Origin of the sequence: Marinicauda salina (assembly GCF_003122085.1) — a bacterium.
GTDB classification, from domain to species: domain Bacteria; phylum Pseudomonadota; class Alphaproteobacteria; order Caulobacterales; family Maricaulaceae; genus Maricicauda_A; species Maricicauda_A salina.
In genome coordinates this window covers 587,136-603,447 of record NZ_QEXV01000001.1, presented here as the reverse complement: position 1 = coordinate 603,447, position 16,312 = coordinate 587,136, and the positions used below count along the sequence as shown (strand labels likewise).

Sequence of the window (16,312 nt, the reverse complement as noted above, 5' to 3'; positions counted from 1 at the left end):
GCGGCGCGACTACTGATCCAGCCGCGCCTGCTCGACTTCCATCATCGAGGCGAGCACCTCGCGGGCGCGGAAGAGCTGGTAGTCCTCGCCCTCTTCCCAGTCCTCGGGCGGCTCCTCGACGGCCTCGGCGTCGATCTCGTGGCGCTCGTCGCCGTTCTCGTTGCCGAGCGCATTGCGCAGATCCGCCTCGGTGAAGCGCGACGGCGCCTCGGGGTCGATCCGCCGCGACGCGATCGCGATGTCCGGGTCCAGACCGGTGGCCTGGATCGAGCGGCCGGCCGGCGTGTAGTAGCGCGCCGTGGTCAGGCGCAACGCGCCGTCGCGGCCGCCGCGCAAGGGAATCACGGTCTGCATGGAGCCCTTGCCGAAGCTGGTCAGGCCGACGACGGTCGCCCGCTCGCGGTCCTGCAGCGCGCCGGCGACGATCTCGGACGCGCTCGCGGTGCCCGGATTGATCAGCACCACGATGGGCGCGCCCTCGAGCATGTCGCCCGGCCGCGCATTGTAGCGCCGCGTCTCGCGCGGATCGCGACCACGCGTGGACACCACTTCGCCGCCATCGAGGAAGAGATCGGCGACGCTCACCGACTGGTCCAGAAGGCCGCCCGGATTGGAGCGCAGGTCGAGGATCAGCCCCGGAAGGTCGGCGCCGTAGCTGGCCTCGAGATCCGCGATCGCCTCGACCACCGCATCCGTCGTGTGCTCGTTGAACGTCGTGATGCGCAGATAGGGCGTCGTGTCCTCCTCCATCCGCCACACCACCGAGCGCACCTCGATGATGTCGCGCACGATGGTGACGTCGAACGGCTCGGAGCCCTCGCGCGCAATCGTCAGCGTGACCGGCTCGCCGGCCGGACCGCGCATGCGCTCGACGGCGTCGTCCATGCTGGCGCCGAGCATGGATTCGCCGTCGACGGCCACGATCCGGTCTCCGGACTCGAGGCCGGCGCGCTCTCCCGGAGTCTCGGCGATCGGCGAAATGATCGTAATCAGGTCGTCGCGAATGGTGACCTCGATGCCGATCCCGCCGTACTCGCCGCGGGTCGAGACCTGCATGTCGCGGAAATCGTCGGGGCTGAGATAGCTCGAATGCGGGTCGAGCGCGCCGAGCATGCCGTCGATCGCGCTCTCGATCAGCTCGGCCTTGTCAGGATCGGTGACGTAATCGGACTCGATCCGGCTGAGCACGTCGCCGAACAGCTCGAGCTGCCGGAAGGTCTCCTCGCGCGAGTTCTGCTCGCCTTCGGCGGACAGCGCGAGCGCTGCTGCGCCGATGCCGAACACCACCGCGGAAGCCAGGATTTGCAAACGCATGCTTCACCGTCCTCTTCAGGCGCCGAGCGCCCTCGCCGTCAGCCCCTGCGAAATTCGGGCCGGAGCCACATCTCCGGGTCGTCGGCCTCGTCGCTGTTTCGCCTTATCTCAAGATAGAGACGCGGCGGCGGATTTTCACGGTCCGGCATCGCGCCGACCGGTTCACCCGCCAGAACGGACTGACCCTCGGCCGCGTAGACAAGCGCCATCCCGCCGATGATGAGAGTGTATCCATCGGCGGTGTTGATCATCAAGACGCCGTCGAAGCTTTGAAACGGTCCCGCGTAGACCACCACCCCGTCGAACGGCGCGGTGACCTGGGCCCGGGACCGCGTCTCGAACCATACGCCCTCGCGGACGACGCCGTCGGGGCCGCGCTCGCCGGCGCCGGAGACGATGCGCCCCCCGGCCGGCGGCCTCAGCCGGCCGCGCACGTCGGAAAAGCGCATGGATTCGGCCGGGCCGCTCACCGGCAGGGCGGCCATCAGCTCGCCCTCCTCCACCGGTCGCCGCTCCGGACGCACGCGCGGAACCGGCACGCCGGAGGGGTCCGGCGGCTCGGTCCGCCGCGGCGCCAGTCGCGGTTCGGCGTCGGCGAAGCGTCGGATCTCCGCGAGCAGTTCGCGCAGCGACCGCGCGCGCGAGGCGATCTCGGCGGCGCGGTCCGACAGATCGGCGGCCTCGGCGCGCAGGCGCTGCTCGGCGGCGCGGCGCTCGGCCAGCAGATCGGAGACCTCCGCGCGGGTCTCGGCGAGACGGGCGCGGGCCTCGGCGACGGTTTCGCGCTGATCGCCCAGCTCCGCGCGCAGCGCGGCGAGTTCCTCGAGGCGCCGGGCCAGGTTCGCCGCGCGCGCTTCCAGCATCGGCGCGATGCGCGCCATCAGCCCCGCGGCCCGGGCGGCCTCGGCGGCGTCGTCGGGCGTCACGGCCAGCGCCGGCGGATCGGCGAGCTCGAAGCGCTGCAGGGCGGCGAGCACGCGGGCGAGGCTTTCGCGCTCGCGAGCCAGCTGCTCGGAAAGGGCGGCCTCCTCGGCCTCGAGCTCGGCGAGCCGCGCTTCACTGGTGTCGGCGGACGCCTCGGCGGCGCGCACCCGTTCGGCGGCCTGAACGAGGCGCGCCTGCAGCTCGGCGATCTCGGCGGCCAGCGCGTCGGCCTCTGCGGCGCGGGCCTCGCTCTGCTCGCGGGTCTCCTCGGCCTCGGCCTCCAGCGCCTCGATCCGTTCGGGATCGGGCGCGTCGGCCGGCTGGGCGAGGAGCGCGGCGACCAGAACGAAAGGCGGCATCAGGCTCAATCCCGGTGGTAGGGCGATCCCGCAGCGAGCGCCACGGCGCGATAGAGCTGCTCGGCGAGCATGACGCGGACCAGCTTGTGCGGCCATGTCGCCGGTCCGAAGGCGATCCGTCGCGTTCCGGCCGGCAGCCGCGCCGCATCGAATCCATCCGCGCCGCCGATCAGGAAGACCATGTCGCGCACGCCGTCGTCGCGCGTCTCCTGCAGACGCCCCGAAAAGGCCCGGGATGTCAGCGCTTCGCCGCGTTCGTCAAGCGCGACCACAGTGGCCAGCGCCGGCAGGTCGGCGATCAGCGCCTCGGTCTCGGCGGCGCGGTCGGCGAGGTTGCGCGGATCGATCTCGCGCTCGACGAACGGGCCGAGCCCGACGCCGCGGCCGAGGCCCTCGGCGCGCTTGAGATAGTCGTCGACGAGCGTGCGTTCGGGACCGGACTTGAGGCGGCCGATCGCGCGGATTTCGACGCGCAAGGCGCCTACGCCGGGCCGGCGGGAGCGGCCGACCAGAGCTTCTCGAGATCGTAGAAGTCGCGCACTTCCGGCCGGAAGATGTGCAACACCACGTCGCCGACGTCGATCAGCACCCAGTCGCAGCTCTTGATGCCCTCGACGCGGGGCGCGCCGTGGCCGCTCTCCTTGAGCTTGCGGATCACGTGATCGGCGATCGCGCCGACATGGCGGTTGGACCGGCCGGTGGCGATGATCATGAGGTCGGTGACGGACGACTTGCCGTGCAGGTCGATGACCACGACGTCTTCGGCCTTGTCGTCTTCGAGGACGGAGAGGATGAGGCTCTCAAGGGCCTCCGCGTCGCCGGCGCCGGCCGGATTTCCGGCCTCGCTCTCCCGCGCCCGGCGGCGTTGCAGTTCAACGGACAGCGTCGATGCTCCTTCTTCCCAGCACGGTCGAGCGTATCACGCTTCGCCGCCGCGTTCGAGCCAGTGAATGGAGTAGGGAACCGTGTCGTGGACCCACGCCTCGACCGGCTCGAATCCGGCCCGCCGGGCCAGGTCCTGGAAGCCGTTCACGGTGAACTTGTGGGAGTTTTCGGTGTGGATGGTTTCGGTCTCGCGGATGACGAAGTCGCGGCCCGCCACCGAGAAGCGCATGTCACGCGTGGCGACGAGATACATCTCGACGCGCGAGCGGTACGGGTTCCAGAACGCGGCGTACTCGAAGCCGTCGCGATCGAGCGTCCCGCCGAGCTCGGCGTTGATCCGGTCGATCAGGTTGTAATTGAAGGCCGCCGTCGCGCCGCCGGCGTCGTCATAGGCGGCTTCGAGGACCGCGCGGTCCTTGCGCAGGTCGGCGCCGACGATCAGGGCATCGCGCGGACGCAACCAGCCGTGCAGCGTCTGGAGCAGCGCCAGCGCGTCGATCAGCTCGAAATTGCCGATGGTCGAGCCGGGGAAGAACACCAGGCGGCGACCTTCCGGCAGGGGCAGAGCGTCGAGATCGATCGCCTCGGTGAAATCGTGACACACCGCGCCGATCGTCAGGCCGGGATGGTCCGAGGCCAGCTTCGCGCAGGCCGCGCGCACGTGATCGCCGGAGATGTCCATGCCGACATAGCCGGCCGGCGCGTCGAGCGCGTCGATGAGCTTGCGGATCTTGACGCTCGATCCCGCGCCGGGCTCGAGCACGACCCCTCCGGGACCGGCCAGCTCGCGCAGAGCCGGGCCGATGCGATCGAGCAGTTCGAGCTCGGTGCGCGTGACGTAGTATTCGGGCGCGTCGGTGATGCGGTCGAAGATCTCCGACCCCGCCTGATCGTAGAAATACTTGGGCGGGATCGCCTTCTGCGGCTTCGACAGCCCGTCCAGCACGTCGGCCCGGAAGTCCGAAGCGGGCGGATGCAGATCCTCGAAGAAGGCGAGCGCAGGCGGTCGCGCGCCGGCGTCGGTGGTGCTCATGGGATTCCGGCTCCGGCGGCGGCTTCAGTCCGCTGTTTCGTGGCGCAGCGCGGACGATGCGTGAGGATGTAGCGGCTCGACCAAGTAAGTCCAGCACGGGGGCTCCTGCATGGGAAGCCGCCGGGCCGCGGTTTCGGCAAGGCGCGCGGACCCCAGGCGCCGCGCCGCCGGCGACAGCCGCGCCGACAGCGAATCCTCCGGCCGGGAGACGACGCACAGCGGAACCCGCGCGGCGATCTCCACCCATCCCTTCCAGCGATGGAAATGCGCCAGCGCGTCGGCGCCCATGATCCATACGAAATGAACGCCGGGATGGCGACGCTGGAGATGGCGGACGACATCGATCGTGCGATTGGTTCCCAGGCGCGCCTCGAGGTCGCTGACGACCATGCGCGGCTCGGCGGCGAGCGCGCCGATCGCCGCCATGCGTTCGGCGAGCTCGCCGGGCGCGTGAGGCTTGAGCGGGTTCTGCGGCGAGGGCAGCCACCACACGCGATGCAGGCCGAGCCGGCGCAGCGCGGTGCGCGCGACATGAAGATGCCCCGCGTGCGGCGGATCGAAGCTGCCCCCGAACAGCCCGACGCGCATGCCCGGACAGAGCGTCTCGGTCTTCAGCGCGGCGGCTCTCACGGCGTCCAGCCCGCCGGCGCATCCTCGGCGGCGGCCTCGGCCCGCGCCTCGGACACCGTCTCCCAGACCCGGCCGAGCAGGTCGCGCACGTTCTCACCGCTCACGCCCGAGACCGTCTCCACCGGCTTGCCCGCGGCCGCCTCGAGCGCCTGCTTGCGCTCGGCTAGCGTGTCGGCGTCGACGGCGTCGATCTTGTTGAGCGCGAGGATCTCCGGCTTGTCGGCGAGCCCCGCGCCGTAGGCGTCGATCTCGTCGCGCACGGTGCGCCAGGACGCGACCGGATCGTCTTCCGTGGCGTCGACGAGATGCACGAGCACGGCGCAGCGCTCGATATGGCCGAGAAAGCGGTCGCCGATGCCCGCGCCCTCGTGGGCGCCCTCGATCAGGCCGGGAATGTCGGCGAGCACGAAGCGCGAGCCCGCGCCCAGATCGACCACGCCGAGATTGGGATGCAGCGTGGTGAAGGGATAGGCCGCGATCTTGGGATGGGCGCGGCTCGCCGCCGACAGGAAGGTCGACTTGCCCGCATTGGGCAGCCCGACCAGGCCGGCGTCGGCGATCAGCTTGAGCCGGAGCCAAAGCCAGCGCTCCTCGCCCGGCTCGCCGGGCTGCGACTTGCGCGGCGCCTGGTTGGTCGAACTCTTGAAATGCGCGTTGCCCTTGCCGCCGCGCCCGCCGGCGGCGAGCAGGACGCGCTCGCCGACCTCGGTGAGATCGGCGAGCACGGTCTCCTTGTCCGCGTCGAGGATCTCGGTGCCGACCGGGACCTTGAGCACGACGTCGCCGCCGTCGGCGCCGGTGCGGTTCTTGCCCATGCCGTGCCCGCCGCGCTTGGCCTTGAAATGCTGCTGGTAGCGGTAGTCGATCAGCGTGTTGAGCGACTCCACCGCCTCGGCCCAGACGTCGCCGCCTCGCCCGCCGTCGCCGCCGTCCGGTCCGCCGAACTCGACATAGGCCTCGCGGCGGAAGGACACGCTGCCCGCCCCGCCGTCGCCCGACTTCACGTAGACCTTGGCTTCGTCCAGGAATTTCATTCGCCCGCCTCCTCGCGGCCGCGGCCCGGCTCAGGCCGTCTCCAGCGCCATGCGTGGACAGGGACTCCGCGCCGCCCGCGCCAGCGACCAGGCCTGCTCGACCTCGCCGGTATAGCCGAAGCCGAGGCGTCGGAGCACCCGGGCCGAGGCCGGATTGTCCTCGAAATGGCCCGCGACGACCGGACCGAGCCCGTCGGCGGCGGCCTCGGCGAGCATGAGCGCGCCCGCCTCGGTCGCGTAGCCGCGTCCCCAGGCCGATCGCGCCATCCAGAAGCCGAGCTCCCAGGCGCCGTCGGATCTGGGATGCAGCCCCATCACGCCGAGCCGCGCGCCGCGCTCGCAATGCTCGATCATGCGCACGCGATCACCCCGCGCCTGCTCGCGGGCGCGCATGATCAGGATGAAGCCCTCCGCACACAGACGCGGGTTCGGGCAAGGAATGCGCGACGTCATGCGCGCGATCTCCGGCCGGCTGGTCTCGGCGGCGACGAACGCCGCGTCCTCCAGCGCCAGCGGCCTGAGCCGCACGCGCGCCGCGCGTTCATCGGTTTCCGCATCCAGGCTTTCGGACTGGCCGTCCATCGCCGCCTCCGTGGTTCCGGGGGAGATCGAACGAAGAAGGGGAGACGGCGATCCGTCTCCCCTCGAGCCTGTCCGGAATGTCGGACCTTCGGATCGCCCCCTTCAAGCGGGCGATCGCGGTCGCGTCGCCCTATTCCGCCGCGTCGGCGAGCGGCATGACGGACACGTAGGTCCGGTCGTTCTTCTTCTTGGCGAACGCCACGCGGCCCTCGGTCAGGGCGAACAGGGTGTGATCCTTGCCCATGCCGACATTCTCGCCGGGATAGTACTTGGTCCCGCGCTGGCGAATGATGATGTTGCCCGGAACGACCGCCTGGCCGCCGGCTTTCTTGACGCCGAGGCGGCGTCCGATCGAGTCGCGGCCGTTACGCGAGGAGCCGCCCGCCTTCTTGTGAGCCATGTCTCGCTCTCCTGTTCGTCTGCGGCGGCCCTAGGAGCCGGCCAGCTTCTTCGCTTCGGCGATCCAGTCGCCCTTCTCGGCCTTCGCCTTCAGGCCCGGGACGAGTTCATCATACTTGTCGAGATCGGCGGCTTTCCAGCCCGCGATCTGCGCGAACGACGTCACGCCAGCCTCGACCATCTTCTTCTCGAGCGCCGGGCCCACGCCGGTCAGCTTCTTGAGATCGTCGCCCGCGGCGGCCTTCTTGGAGGCCGCCGGCGTCGGCGCCGACTTCGTCGCGTCCTTGGCCGCGGCCGGTTCGGCCTTCTCGGCGGTCTTCTTCGGCGCGGCCTTCTTCGCCGCGGCGGGCTTTTCAGCCTTCTCAGCGGTCTTCGTCTCCGCCTTCGGCTTGGCGCTCGCCTTCGTCTTCGCCTTGGAGCCCGGGGCGACGATCTCGGAGATCGCCACCAGCGCCTCCCACTGGCGATGGCCCTTCTTGCGGCGATAGTTCTGGCGGCGGCGCTTCTTGAAGACGACGACCTTGCCCGCCTTGCGGACGTCGACGAGCTCGCCCATCACCTGGGCGCCCTTCACCAGGGGATCGCCCACGGTGACGCCGCCCTTGTCGTCGCCGAGCATCAGCACCTCGTCGAACGCGACCACGTCGCCGGGCGCGCCGTCCACCTTCTCGATGCGCAGCTTGTCGCCCTCGGCGACCTTGTACTGCTTGCCGCCGGTCTTGATCACCGCGTACATGACGTCTTCCTTCTTGCTCGGGCCGTCGCGGGATCATCCCGTCGCGGCGCCCTTTTTCTTCGCCGCTTCTGATGAAGGCGGGCGTTGTCAAAACGAAACGGCCCGCTCCCGGCGCGGGGAGCGGACGCGAGCGCGCGATATAGACTCAGGACGCGCGCCGCGTCAATCGAGCCGCAGGGTCCGGGCGCCGGTTCGACCGCGCCGGCGCGGGCCTCGCGGATATATCGATCCTGTTCGATGAAGCGCCACATCGTTTTCGCGGCGGGTCGCGCCGGCGTGGTCGCCCGTGCGGGCCGCGCCCGCGCTCGTCTCTTGATTTTGTTCGACCACTCCGTCACAACGCCGGCTCCCCGTGCGGAGAGGTGCCGGAGTGGTCGAACGGGGCGGTCTCGAAAACCGTTGAGCGCGCAAGCGTTCCGAGGGTTCGAATCCCTCCCTCTCCGCCATATTCCCCTCGCAAAAGGCGTCTTCTGATCCGGGTGCGTCCGGATGACGTCGCGGTTGCCCCCGGCGCGAGGCCCGCGGACCCGCGACGCCGCCCACACCCCCGCCGCTAGCCCGAAAAACCCTGTCCCGCTGGCGCGCCGGGGGTCCCTCGGCTCGACCCGACGCCGCCGCCGCGGCGGTCCAGATCCGGCCCCGGCGTTGCCAACATACCGACCGGCTGGTACGTGTATGTTCTGATGATTTCGGTCATCGGGCAATGGGGAGGAAGAAAAATGTTTTGTGTTTACGGGGCTTACGTGCGCGCTCGACGGCGCGCCGCTTCATCGGCTTCCGCCGCGGCGATCGCGGCCTTCGCCCTGAGCGGCGCCGCCCCGGCCCTGGCTCAGGAGGGCGCGGATGAAAACGACCGCGATGCGGACGTTGAAGTCATCATGGTGACGAGCAAGCGCGGGACGATGGACGTCCAGGACGTTTCGAACAGCATCACCAGCTTCGACGAGAACCGTCTGGAGCGCCTCGACGTTCTCGATTTCGAAGACTTCATCACCCAGGTGCCCGGCGCCAACTTCATCTCGAACGGCGGCGCGGGGCGCGGCAACGAAGTCGCCTCCATTCGCGGCCTCTCGCCGGTCGGGGACAATACGCTCGCCGTCGTGGCTCAGTATCTCGACGGCGCGCCGCGCTTCGGCGAGAATTATCGCTTCTTCGACATCGGCGAAGCGTCTGTCTACCGCGGCCCGCAAGGCACGCTCTGGGGAGCGCAGGCCATCGGCGGACTCGTTTCATTCAGGTCCAACCGTCCGGACCCGACGGGCTATGACGCGTCCATTCAGGCCGACGTCTATTCGACCGAGGGCGACGGCGGGCTCAGCCACCGGATGGCCGGGCACGTCAACATCCCGATCGTCGAGGACCGGTTCGCCGTCCGCGTCGCGGCCCAGCATATCGACGAGACCGGTTACATCGACAACCTCACCACGGGCGACGACGATGTGAACGCGGTCGAGGAGACGGCGTGGCGCGTCTCGGCGCTCGCCCGGCCGACCGACTGGCTTGATCTGACCGTCATCTATCACGGCAACGACCTCACCTCGAACGCGCCGTCCTTCTTCGACATCGGCCTCGGCGATTTCCAGATCGAAGAGCCGTTTACGCGCAATCCCGCCAATCAGGCCTATGACCTGTTCAACTTCATCGTCGACGCGGACCTGGGCTGGGCCCAGCTGAACTATACCGGCTCCTATTTCGATCAGGAGCGGAGCGTCGTCGACTTCGACACCAATGTGTACGGCTTCATCCCGCTCGCGCGGACCGATTCCATAGACGAGAAGAGCTCGTGGACTCACGAACTCCGGCTTTCGTCGACGGGCGAGCGGCCGCTGAGCTGGATCGCCGGCGTTTATTACGACGACCTCGAAACCTTCGATCCGCAAACCCAGACCCAGGTCGACGCCAGCGGCGCGCCGGGATCGCCGCCCTTCGTGATCTCGGTCCTGGGCGGAGCCGAGGATCGGCGGGAGCTCGCCTTCTTCGGCGAGGCGACCTACCAGTTCAATGACATGTGGTCCGTCCTCGTCGGCGGACGCTACTTCGACTGGGAAGTCGATAACCGGGAGGAATTCACCTATTTCGGCACGAACTTCCAGCAGGAGACCGGCGTCGTCGGCGGCGACGACTTCTTCTGGAAGGCGCAGCTCAGCTTCGCGCCGAACGACGACCAGCTGTTCTACGTGACGCGATCGGAGGGTTTCCGGTTCGGCGGCTTCAACCCCTTCGTGGGTCCGGCGCTAGGCATTCCGGAAGAATTCGTGAAGTTCGACCCGGACACGCTCGTCAATTACGAGATCGGGGCGCACACGAGCTGGCTGCGCGACCGGCTGCACGTCAACGGCGCGATCTACTCGATGGACTGGAGCGACATTCAGACCGTCGTGTTCAACGAGTCGGCCACGTTCGCCTTCACGACCAACGCGCCGAGCCTGGACGCCTTTGGCGGCGAGATCGAGGTCATGGCGCGTGACGTCTTCACCGACGGCCTCTACGTCATGGCGAGCTACGCCTACACTGAGAACGAGTTCACCTCCGACGCGGTGGTGTATCCGGGGCCGGCCCTGATCGAGGAAGGCGAGGAACTGCGCCGCACGCCGCGTCAGACCTGGTCGCTCGATGTCGGATACGATTTCGAGATCGGCTCCGGCGCGAACGGTTTCGTGCGCGCCAACTACTGGCACCGCGACCGCACCACGACGGAGGGCTTCAACCGGGCTGACGGCGCCGTTCCGGTGCCGGCCCAGGACGTCCTCAACGCCTCGGGCGGCGTCATGTTCGACCGCTGGCAGATCAAGCTCTACGTCGACAACGTCACCGACGAGCGGCCGTTCATGCAGATTTTCCCGCAGGCGGCTGCAGGCGCGCCGGGCGGGGACGCGCCGGCGCGTGCGTCGAGCATCCGTCCGCGCACGGTCGGGTTCGAGCTGACGCGAACCTTCGGCGGCTGACCTTGGCGAGCGATGCGCCGTCTCCGAACATCGGCGCCGCAGTGCTGAATCGCGCCCGCCGGCGGCGCATCGCTCGCAAACCGCGACAGTTGAAGGGGCGGCATTCGTGACGGACGTGCAGACGACAGCGCCGGCTGGCCATCCGGAATCGGGCGCTCGCTCCGCGACTCGGAGCCAGCCGGCGCAGGGTCTCTCGCGAAGCGCTGTCGTCGCCTATGCGGCGCCCGTCGCGCCGATGTCGACCCTGCACGCGCCGGCGCTGGCGATCCTGCCGGCGCTCTACGCCAATCACACCGCCGTCAGCCTGACCACGATCGGGCTCATCCTCACGATCACGCGCCTGTTCGATGTCGTGACGGATCCCCTGATCGGATATTTCTCGGATCGCTCGCAGTCGCCCTGGGGACGCCGCAAGCCGATGATCGTCGCCGGGGCGGCGCTCGCCGCCGCCGGGGCTCTTTTCTGGCTGCGGCCGCCCCCGGACGCGGGGGCGACGTGGTTCCTGCTTTCGTCGGTCGCAGTCTATCTCGGCTGGACGCTCGTGGAGGTGCCGCACGCGGCGTGGCTGAGCGAGGTCGCCCCGCGCTATGACGACCGCTCGCGCATTTCGGCCTACCGGATGGCGGCCTATTATCTGGGCTATCTCGGATTCGTCTCGGCGCCGCTCTGGCCGATCTTTCCGACGACCGAGATGACGCTGCAGGTGACCGGAGCCGTTGCCTGGATCCTCATCGCGGCCATTCCCCTGAGCGTCGCGTGGGCGGTCGCTTCCGTTCCAAGGGCTGTCGGCGAACCGGCCCGTCAGAGCGAAGCGGGCTTGATCGAGGTTGGAAAAGCGCTCCTGAACAACGGCCCGTTCGCTCTGCTCTCGGCCAGCTTCGTTGTCTCTGCGACGGCCAGCGGAATGGTGGCCGGCCTCTATTTCTTCTTCATCGACAGCTATCTGGGAATCCTCGACAGGATCGCCCATGTCGGCCTGATCGTGGCGGGCCTGAGCGTCGGCGTCGCCTTTCTGTGGCCGATGGTCCTGAAGCGCGTCGAGAAGCATCGCGGGCTCGCCTTCTGCTCGGCCGGCACCGCCCTGACCCTGGTCACCATGGCCCTCATTCCGCCCGGCCCGTCAGCCTTTCCCATGCTCGCGGCGATTTTCGGTCTTTCCGCCGTGCTGACGTCGGGCAGCCAGGTCTGCCTGATGGCGATCATGGCCGACGTCGTCGACTTCGACGAATACAAGACCGGCCAGAACAAGGCGGCGAACTACTACGCCTTCACCACGCTCTACACGAAGCTCGGACTGGCCGTGGGCGGCGGCGCGGCCTTCATCATCGTCGGGCTGTTCGGCTTCGACCCGACCGGCGAGAACACCACGGTCGCCATGGCGGGCTTCTTTCTGACGTTCATCGGGATTCCGATCCTGCTCAACCTGTCTGCTGCGGCGCTCATCTGGATATTTCCGATCGATCGCGGACGTCACCGGATCATCGAGCGCGCACTCCGACGCCGCCGCGCGAGGACGGCCTAGACAATGCCAGGCGCTCGACCCGACACGCCCCCGTCCATATTCACGACGCCGACATGCGGTTGGGCGATCCGCAACTTCGCGGCCCTGATCGAGAAGGGGCAGGCGTTCGACCTCGTTTCCGCGCGCGGCGCCGACGGCGAAAAGACCGCTTCCTTCCTCGCCGCCACTCCGCTCGCCCAGACGCCGACGCTGTTGGCGGACGGCGTCAGCGTCTGGGATTCTCTGCTCATCAACGAGTTCATCGACGAGCGCTATTCCGGCGCGCCGCTGATGCCGGACGGCCCGGTTCTTCGGGCGGAGGCGCGACGCTGGAAGCATTATTGCGACCGGCGCGTCATCCCGCTGATCAACGCCGCGTTCACCGGAGACACGTCCGTCGAGGCGACTCTGGAAGGCCTCGAGCACGCGTTCGCCCGAATGGAGCGGGACCGGCTCGCATCCTCCGGAGGCCCGTTTTTCTTCGGCGTCGAGTTTTCGCTCGTCGACCTGGCCTTTCACACCCTGTTCGGACTGATCGACGGGATGCAGCAGCATTTCGGTCTTTCCGCCGATATGCCGGACTGGGCGGCGTCCTGGGCCGAAGCGATCGCCGCGCGGCCGTCCGTCGTTCGCGCCAGCGGCCTGCCGGAGGCCCTGGGCCGGCACGGCGACGACACGCCCCTGAGCATCGAGCCGGAAGCTTGCGGCGCGGCTGACCAGCCGATCGCCGGGGTCGGACATGCGGATTCCGCGCCGGACTGAAACGCCGCGTTCGCGTGCGCGGACGCTTCTCCTCTGCGCCCGCCACCTCGGAAACCATATCGGTTTGGGCCGTGCGACGCCGCCGGCCGGCGCCGGATCCGGTCCGGCGGATCAGCCGCGCCGGGCCACGACCATCTCGTGGATGAGGATCGGATCGTTCAATAATTGCGGCCGCAGCCATTCGGGTATGCCGCCGGCGTCGGACGCGGACAGATCCGGATCGCCGGTCTCGCGATCATGGATCGCGCGAACCACGTCCATGCCGCCCACGACCCGGCCGAAGACCGCGTAGCCGGCTCCCGCGTCGGTCGCCTCCCTGAAATCGAGGCCCGGCGTGTCCTCGAGACAGATGAAGAACTCGGTCGTGGCCGTTCCGCGCTCCATGCGCGCCATGGAGACCGCGCCGGCGCCATGCCTCAATCCGGTCGTCGCCGTCGTCTCGTGTTCGATCGGCTTTGGTTGATCCAGATCCTTGTTCGCGCCGCCCTGGATGATCGACAGATTGGCGCCCGTGGCGTCGTCCTTGTGCGCGCTCCGGTAAAAGCTTCCGCCTCGAAAGAGCCCCTCATCGATATTCCTGAGAAAGTTCCGCGATGTGATCGGCGCCTTGTCGAACTCCAGCTCGACCTCGATGTCGCCCAGCGCAGTTCTTATGATCACGTCCGGCATTCTCGTCGCCTCGATTGGAAGGGCCGGTCCCGCAGGGCGCGCCTAGCCCGATTGGCCTGAACGGCGTTCGCTCGCGCTCAGCGCGAGCGCAAAAAGCTCGATGAATTCATCGAAAATGCGCTCGATCATTTCCGGCGGATTGACGATCGTCTCCAGGCTCAGGCCCCGGATGAAGCAATTGACGACATAATCGCACATCACCGGGTCCGGCCGGGACGCGAATTCGGCGAATTGGGACTGGTCCCACTCGCCATCATATTGACGCTGCAACGCGCCCGAGAACGCTTCCCTGAGATCCTTATCGGTCCGCGCGGCGACCATGAATTCGATCATCGCCGGGAAGTGTTCCTGATAGATGTCGTACTTCAGCTTCACCTGCTCGCGCAGATCCCGGCTCTCGCCGTTCGAAGCGGCCTGCCTGATCTTGATCGATCGTTGGCGCACAAGATGCGCCGCCGCATCCGCGATCAGTTCGGCCTTGTTTTCGTAATGGTGATTGAGCGCGCCCCGGGTCACCCCGGCGCGCTTGGCCACTTCATGCGTGGATGTGGACGCGTAGCCGCGCTCCGTCAGGCAGTCGAGCGTCGCTTCGACCAGGCGCAGACGAGTCGCCTCGCTCATCTCGCGATTGGTGCGGGAAGTCCGGGCGGGCTTGGTTCGCGTTTCTGTCATGTCGGCAATTTCAGCTTTCCAGCAGCGACGTCGGAAAACCTAGCCCCATCCGATCCATTTCGATATGGCGGCGTCCAAGGTCGCCGCCCACATACAAACTCGATGGTATGTATCGCAGGCAATCATCCAAGGATCAAGGCGGCCCTTCGAGCCCCCTCCACTGCCGCCCGACAGCGCCGCCATTCGTCCCCCAGCGACACTGAGTCCCACACGAAGGCTTTGACCGGATCGAATCCGGAGTCGGAATCGTTGTTCTGACAGACGCAGCATCGCGACGGGACGCATCATGGCCGAACAACCGACGCGCGACGACATCGTCCGGCTGTTCGGATCGCTGGCCGATCACACGGTCGTCGAGATCCTGGCGCTCGAGCCGAGCCTCGGCGATCTCGAGGCCGCCGCGCTGCAGCTCGACGAGGAAGACGACGTGCTGGGCGAGGCCCGCCGCCCGCTCTCCGGCGTGGCCGGCCGCATCTACGACCTCCTCCAGAACGCCGGCGCCGCGCCGCCCGACCGGGAGCGCGAGTGATGACCGGGCCGGCCGCCGACAGCGTCCTCGAGGCGGTCGGCGAAGCGCTCGCGGCCGAAGCCCGGCTCGACCGGGCGCGCGAGACGATCGCGCTGGAGCGCGACGACTCCGGCGCGCTGATCATGACCGCCGAGCTGAACAGCGTCGCCGAAAAGCGCCTGGCGCTCGAGCGCGCCGCCGCGGTCGCGGGCGTCGCCTCCATCGTCGACCGTCTGCGCATCAAGCCGGCGACGCCCATGGAGGACAAGGCGATCCGCGAGCATGTCTGCCGGGCGCTCGACGCCGACGACGGTTTCTGGAACCTCGCCCTCGTCGAGACGGTGGAGAAGGAGGATCGCGTCTTCCGCGACGCCGCGGGCGAGCCGGCCGGCCGCGTCGCCGTGGAGGTCGATGACGGCGTCGTCATCCTCAACGGTGCGGTTCCCAGCCTGCAGCACAAGCGGCTGGCGGGCGTCCTGGCCTGGTGGACCCCGGGCAGCCGCGACGTGGTCAACGGAATCGAGGTCGAGCCCGCCGAGGAAGACGGCCCCGACCGCATCGAGGAGGCCGTGCGGATCGCGCTCGATCGCGACCCGTTCGTCGATGCGTCCGAGGTCCGGGTCGGGGTGCGCGGCGCGACGGTCCGGCTCACCGGCGCGGCGGCGGACGCCGAGCAGCGGCACATGGCCGAGTGCGACGCCTGGTACGTGTTCGGCGTCGACGACGTGATCAACGCGATCGAGCTGACCCAGACCCCGTCATAGCGAAAGGAGGCGGACCGCCATGTCGACCTACATCATGCTCACCCGTCTCAGCCACGAGGCGCTGAAATCGCCGAGCTCGCTCCAGGAGCTGGAGCGTCAGGTCAAGGAACGCCTCGACGCCGAGTGCCCCGACGTCGAATGGAAGGACAGCTACGCCGTCCTGGGCCCGGCGGACTATCTCGACATCTTCGAGGCGCCCGACAACGCCGCGGCGACGAAGGTCGCCACCATCATCCGCACCTTCGGCCACGCCGAGACCGAGATCTGGGGCGCGACGCCCTGGGACGAATTCAAGGAGATGGCGCGCTACCTGCCGCCCGCGGCGCGCGAGGGCGGCTGACCGGGTTGCGCCGGGCCGGTCGGCCCGAGCGCGCAATATGCGGCGCGTCATGACTCGATCGCCGGCGGCGGCTAGGCTGGACGTCTCCAGCCCGCCGCATGGGAAGGCGCTCGCCCGATGAAACCGCTGACGCTTCTCGTCGTCCTCGCCGCACTGTTCACGCCGGGATGCGTGCCGTTCGTGCCCCTGCTCCTTACCGAGCCGGCGCCGTCGGCCTGCGAGGCGGGGGAATGCGACGCCCGTCGGTCGCCCTGA

The 16,312-nt window shown here is 68.7% G+C and carries 19 protein-coding genes and 1 tRNA gene; 8 read left to right on the top strand and 12 right to left on the bottom strand.

The annotated features are described in order from the left end of the window. Positions 1-9: 9 nt before the first annotated feature. The 10 genes from DDZ18_RS02705 to DDZ18_RS02660 all read right to left on the bottom strand — a co-directional run bounded on the left by DDZ18_RS02705 (position 10) and on the right by DDZ18_RS02660 (position 7,896). Positions 10-1,314, bottom strand: a complete 1,305-nt coding sequence (locus DDZ18_RS02705) for a S41 family peptidase (protein ID WP_109251808.1) — start codon at positions 1,312-1,314, stop codon at positions 10-12. A gap of 38 nt (positions 1,315-1,352) precedes the next feature. After that, entirely contained in the window at positions 1,353-2,597 is a 1,245-nt protein-coding gene (locus DDZ18_RS02700) for a murein hydrolase activator EnvC family protein (protein ID WP_158272042.1), read from the bottom strand. A 5-nt stretch (positions 2,598-2,602) separates the two neighbouring features. Beyond that, the gene (locus DDZ18_RS02695; protein ID WP_109251806.1) at positions 2,603-3,073 is read right to left on the bottom strand and encodes a 23S rRNA (pseudouridine(1915)-N(3))-methyltransferase RlmH; all 471 of its coding nucleotides are present in this window, start codon (positions 3,071-3,073) and stop codon (positions 2,603-2,605) included. Positions 3,074-3,078: 5 nt separating this feature from the next. Next, a complete protein-coding gene (gene rsfS / locus DDZ18_RS02690; RefSeq protein WP_109251805.1) occupies positions 3,079-3,468 on the bottom strand; it encodes a ribosome silencing factor in 390 nt (129 codons plus the stop codon). A 48-nt stretch (positions 3,469-3,516) separates the two neighbouring features. After that, a complete protein-coding gene (gene egtD, locus DDZ18_RS02685; RefSeq protein ID WP_109251804.1) occupies positions 3,517-4,515 on the bottom strand; it encodes an L-histidine N(alpha)-methyltransferase in 999 nt (332 codons plus the stop codon). A gap of 24 nt (positions 4,516-4,539) precedes the next feature. Then, a complete protein-coding gene (locus DDZ18_RS02680) occupies positions 4,540-5,145 on the bottom strand; it encodes a nicotinate-nucleotide adenylyltransferase (RefSeq protein ID WP_233245679.1) in 606 nt (201 codons plus the stop codon). Continuing rightward, positions 5,142-6,179, bottom strand: coding sequence for a GTPase ObgE (gene obgE, locus DDZ18_RS02675; RefSeq protein ID WP_109251803.1), 1,038 nt, complete (start codon positions 6,177-6,179; stop codon positions 5,142-5,144). Before obgE ends, DDZ18_RS02680 begins: the two co-directional genes overlap by 4 nt. 30 nt (positions 6,180-6,209) lie before the next feature. After that, positions 6,210-6,761, bottom strand: a complete 552-nt coding sequence (locus tag DDZ18_RS02670) for a GNAT family N-acetyltransferase (protein WP_109251802.1) — start codon at positions 6,759-6,761, stop codon at positions 6,210-6,212. Between the two features lie 130 nt (positions 6,762-6,891). Then, on the bottom strand, positions 6,892-7,161 hold the full coding sequence (rpmA, locus tag DDZ18_RS02665) for a 50S ribosomal protein L27 (protein ID WP_109251801.1): 270 nt from the start codon (positions 7,159-7,161) through the stop codon (positions 6,892-6,894). Positions 7,162-7,191: 30 nt separating this feature from the next. Next, positions 7,192-7,896 carry a 50S ribosomal protein L21 gene (locus DDZ18_RS02660; protein WP_109251800.1) on the bottom strand — a complete coding sequence of 235 codons (705 nt, stop codon included), beginning with the start codon at positions 7,894-7,896 and terminating at the stop codon, positions 7,192-7,194. Positions 7,897-8,252: 356 nt separating this feature from the next. Between DDZ18_RS02660 and DDZ18_RS02655 the strand changes: the two genes are divergently transcribed. The 4 genes from DDZ18_RS02655 to DDZ18_RS02640 all read left to right on the top strand — a co-directional run bounded on the left by DDZ18_RS02655 (position 8,253) and on the right by DDZ18_RS02640 (position 13,104). Next, positions 8,253-8,342: transfer RNA gene (locus DDZ18_RS02655), tRNA-Ser, on the top strand. A gap of 432 nt (positions 8,343-8,774) precedes the next feature. Then, complete coding sequence (locus DDZ18_RS02650; RefSeq protein WP_158272041.1) at positions 8,775-10,841, top strand: TonB-dependent receptor; 2,067 nt, start codon at positions 8,775-8,777, stop codon at positions 10,839-10,841. 106 nt (positions 10,842-10,947) lie between these two features. Continuing rightward, positions 10,948-12,363: an MFS transporter gene (locus tag DDZ18_RS02645; protein WP_332903309.1), complete on the top strand. Its 1,416-nt coding sequence runs from the start codon at positions 10,948-10,950 to the stop codon at positions 12,361-12,363. A 3-nt stretch (positions 12,364-12,366) separates the two neighbouring features. Next, positions 12,367-13,104 (top strand): glutathione S-transferase family protein, encoded by a 738-nt coding sequence (locus DDZ18_RS02640; RefSeq protein WP_109251797.1) that lies wholly within the window; start codon positions 12,367-12,369, stop codon positions 13,102-13,104. Between the two features lie 111 nt (positions 13,105-13,215). On the opposite strand, the gene DDZ18_RS02635 is transcribed toward DDZ18_RS02640, so the two are convergent. Next, on the bottom strand, positions 13,216-13,773 hold the full coding sequence (locus tag DDZ18_RS02635) for a peptidylprolyl isomerase (protein WP_109251796.1): 558 nt from the start codon (positions 13,771-13,773) through the stop codon (positions 13,216-13,218). Between the two features lie 42 nt (positions 13,774-13,815). Further along, a complete protein-coding gene (locus DDZ18_RS02630) occupies positions 13,816-14,394 on the bottom strand; it encodes a TetR/AcrR family transcriptional regulator (protein ID WP_158272040.1) in 579 nt (192 codons plus the stop codon). 337 nt (positions 14,395-14,731) lie between these two features. Between DDZ18_RS02630 and DDZ18_RS02625 the strand changes: the two genes are divergently transcribed. From DDZ18_RS02625 to DDZ18_RS13855, 4 genes are all read left to right on the top strand, one after another. After that, a complete protein-coding gene (locus DDZ18_RS02625; protein WP_109251794.1) occupies positions 14,732-14,974 on the top strand; it encodes a hypothetical protein in 243 nt (80 codons plus the stop codon). Further along, positions 14,974-15,717, top strand: coding sequence for a BON domain-containing protein (locus tag DDZ18_RS02620; protein WP_109251793.1), 744 nt, complete (start codon positions 14,974-14,976; stop codon positions 15,715-15,717). Before DDZ18_RS02625 ends, DDZ18_RS02620 begins: the two co-directional genes overlap by 1 nt. Positions 15,718-15,736: 19 nt before the next feature. Beyond that, positions 15,737-16,057, top strand: coding sequence for a GYD domain-containing protein (locus DDZ18_RS02615; RefSeq protein WP_109251792.1), 321 nt, complete (start codon positions 15,737-15,739; stop codon positions 16,055-16,057). A gap of 117 nt (positions 16,058-16,174) precedes the next feature. Beyond that, on the top strand, positions 16,175-16,312 hold the full coding sequence (locus tag DDZ18_RS13855) for a hypothetical protein (RefSeq protein ID WP_158272039.1): 138 nt from the start codon (positions 16,175-16,177) through the stop codon (positions 16,310-16,312).

Excerpts from the sequence above, each read along its gene's own strand:
- DDZ18_RS02705 (WP_109251808.1), bottom strand. The coding sequence starts at position 1,314 with ATGCGTTTGCAAATCCTGGCTTCCGCGGTGGTGTTCGGCATCGGCGCA.
- DDZ18_RS02650 (WP_158272041.1), top strand. The coding sequence starts at position 8,775 with ATGGTGACGAGCAAGCGCGGGACGATGGACGTCCAGGACGTTTCGAAC.
- DDZ18_RS02615 (WP_109251792.1), top strand. The coding sequence starts at position 15,737 with ATGTCGACCTACATCATGCTCACCCGTCTCAGCCACGAGGCGCTGAAA.
- DDZ18_RS02660 (WP_109251800.1), bottom strand. The coding sequence starts at position 7,896 with ATGTACGCGGTGATCAAGACCGGCGGCAAGCAGTACAAGGTCGCCGAG.
- egtD (WP_109251804.1), bottom strand. The coding sequence starts at position 4,515 with ATGAGCACCACCGACGCCGGCGCGCGACCGCCTGCGCTCGCCTTCTTC.
- DDZ18_RS02670 (WP_109251802.1), bottom strand. The coding sequence starts at position 6,761 with ATGGACGGCCAGTCCGAAAGCCTGGATGCGGAAACCGATGAACGCGCG.
- DDZ18_RS02640 (WP_109251797.1), top strand. The coding sequence starts at position 12,367 with ATGCCAGGCGCTCGACCCGACACGCCCCCGTCCATATTCACGACGCCG.
- DDZ18_RS02630 (WP_158272040.1), bottom strand. The coding sequence starts at position 14,394 with ATGAGCGAGGCGACTCGTCTGCGCCTGGTCGAAGCGACGCTCGACTGC.
- rpmA (WP_109251801.1), bottom strand. The coding sequence starts at position 7,161 with ATGGCTCACAAGAAGGCGGGCGGCTCCTCGCGTAACGGCCGCGACTCG.
- DDZ18_RS02635 (WP_109251796.1), bottom strand. The coding sequence starts at position 13,773 with ATGCCGGACGTGATCATAAGAACTGCGCTGGGCGACATCGAGGTCGAG.
- DDZ18_RS02620 (WP_109251793.1), top strand. The coding sequence starts at position 14,974 with ATGACCGGGCCGGCCGCCGACAGCGTCCTCGAGGCGGTCGGCGAAGCG.
- obgE (WP_109251803.1), bottom strand. The coding sequence starts at position 6,179 with ATGAAATTCCTGGACGAAGCCAAGGTCTACGTGAAGTCGGGCGACGGC.
- DDZ18_RS02700 (WP_158272042.1), bottom strand. The coding sequence starts at position 2,597 with ATGCCGCCTTTCGTTCTGGTCGCCGCGCTCCTCGCCCAGCCGGCCGAC.
- DDZ18_RS13855 (WP_158272039.1), top strand. The coding sequence starts at position 16,175 with ATGAAACCGCTGACGCTTCTCGTCGTCCTCGCCGCACTGTTCACGCCG.
- DDZ18_RS02625 (WP_109251794.1), top strand. The coding sequence starts at position 14,732 with ATGGCCGAACAACCGACGCGCGACGACATCGTCCGGCTGTTCGGATCG.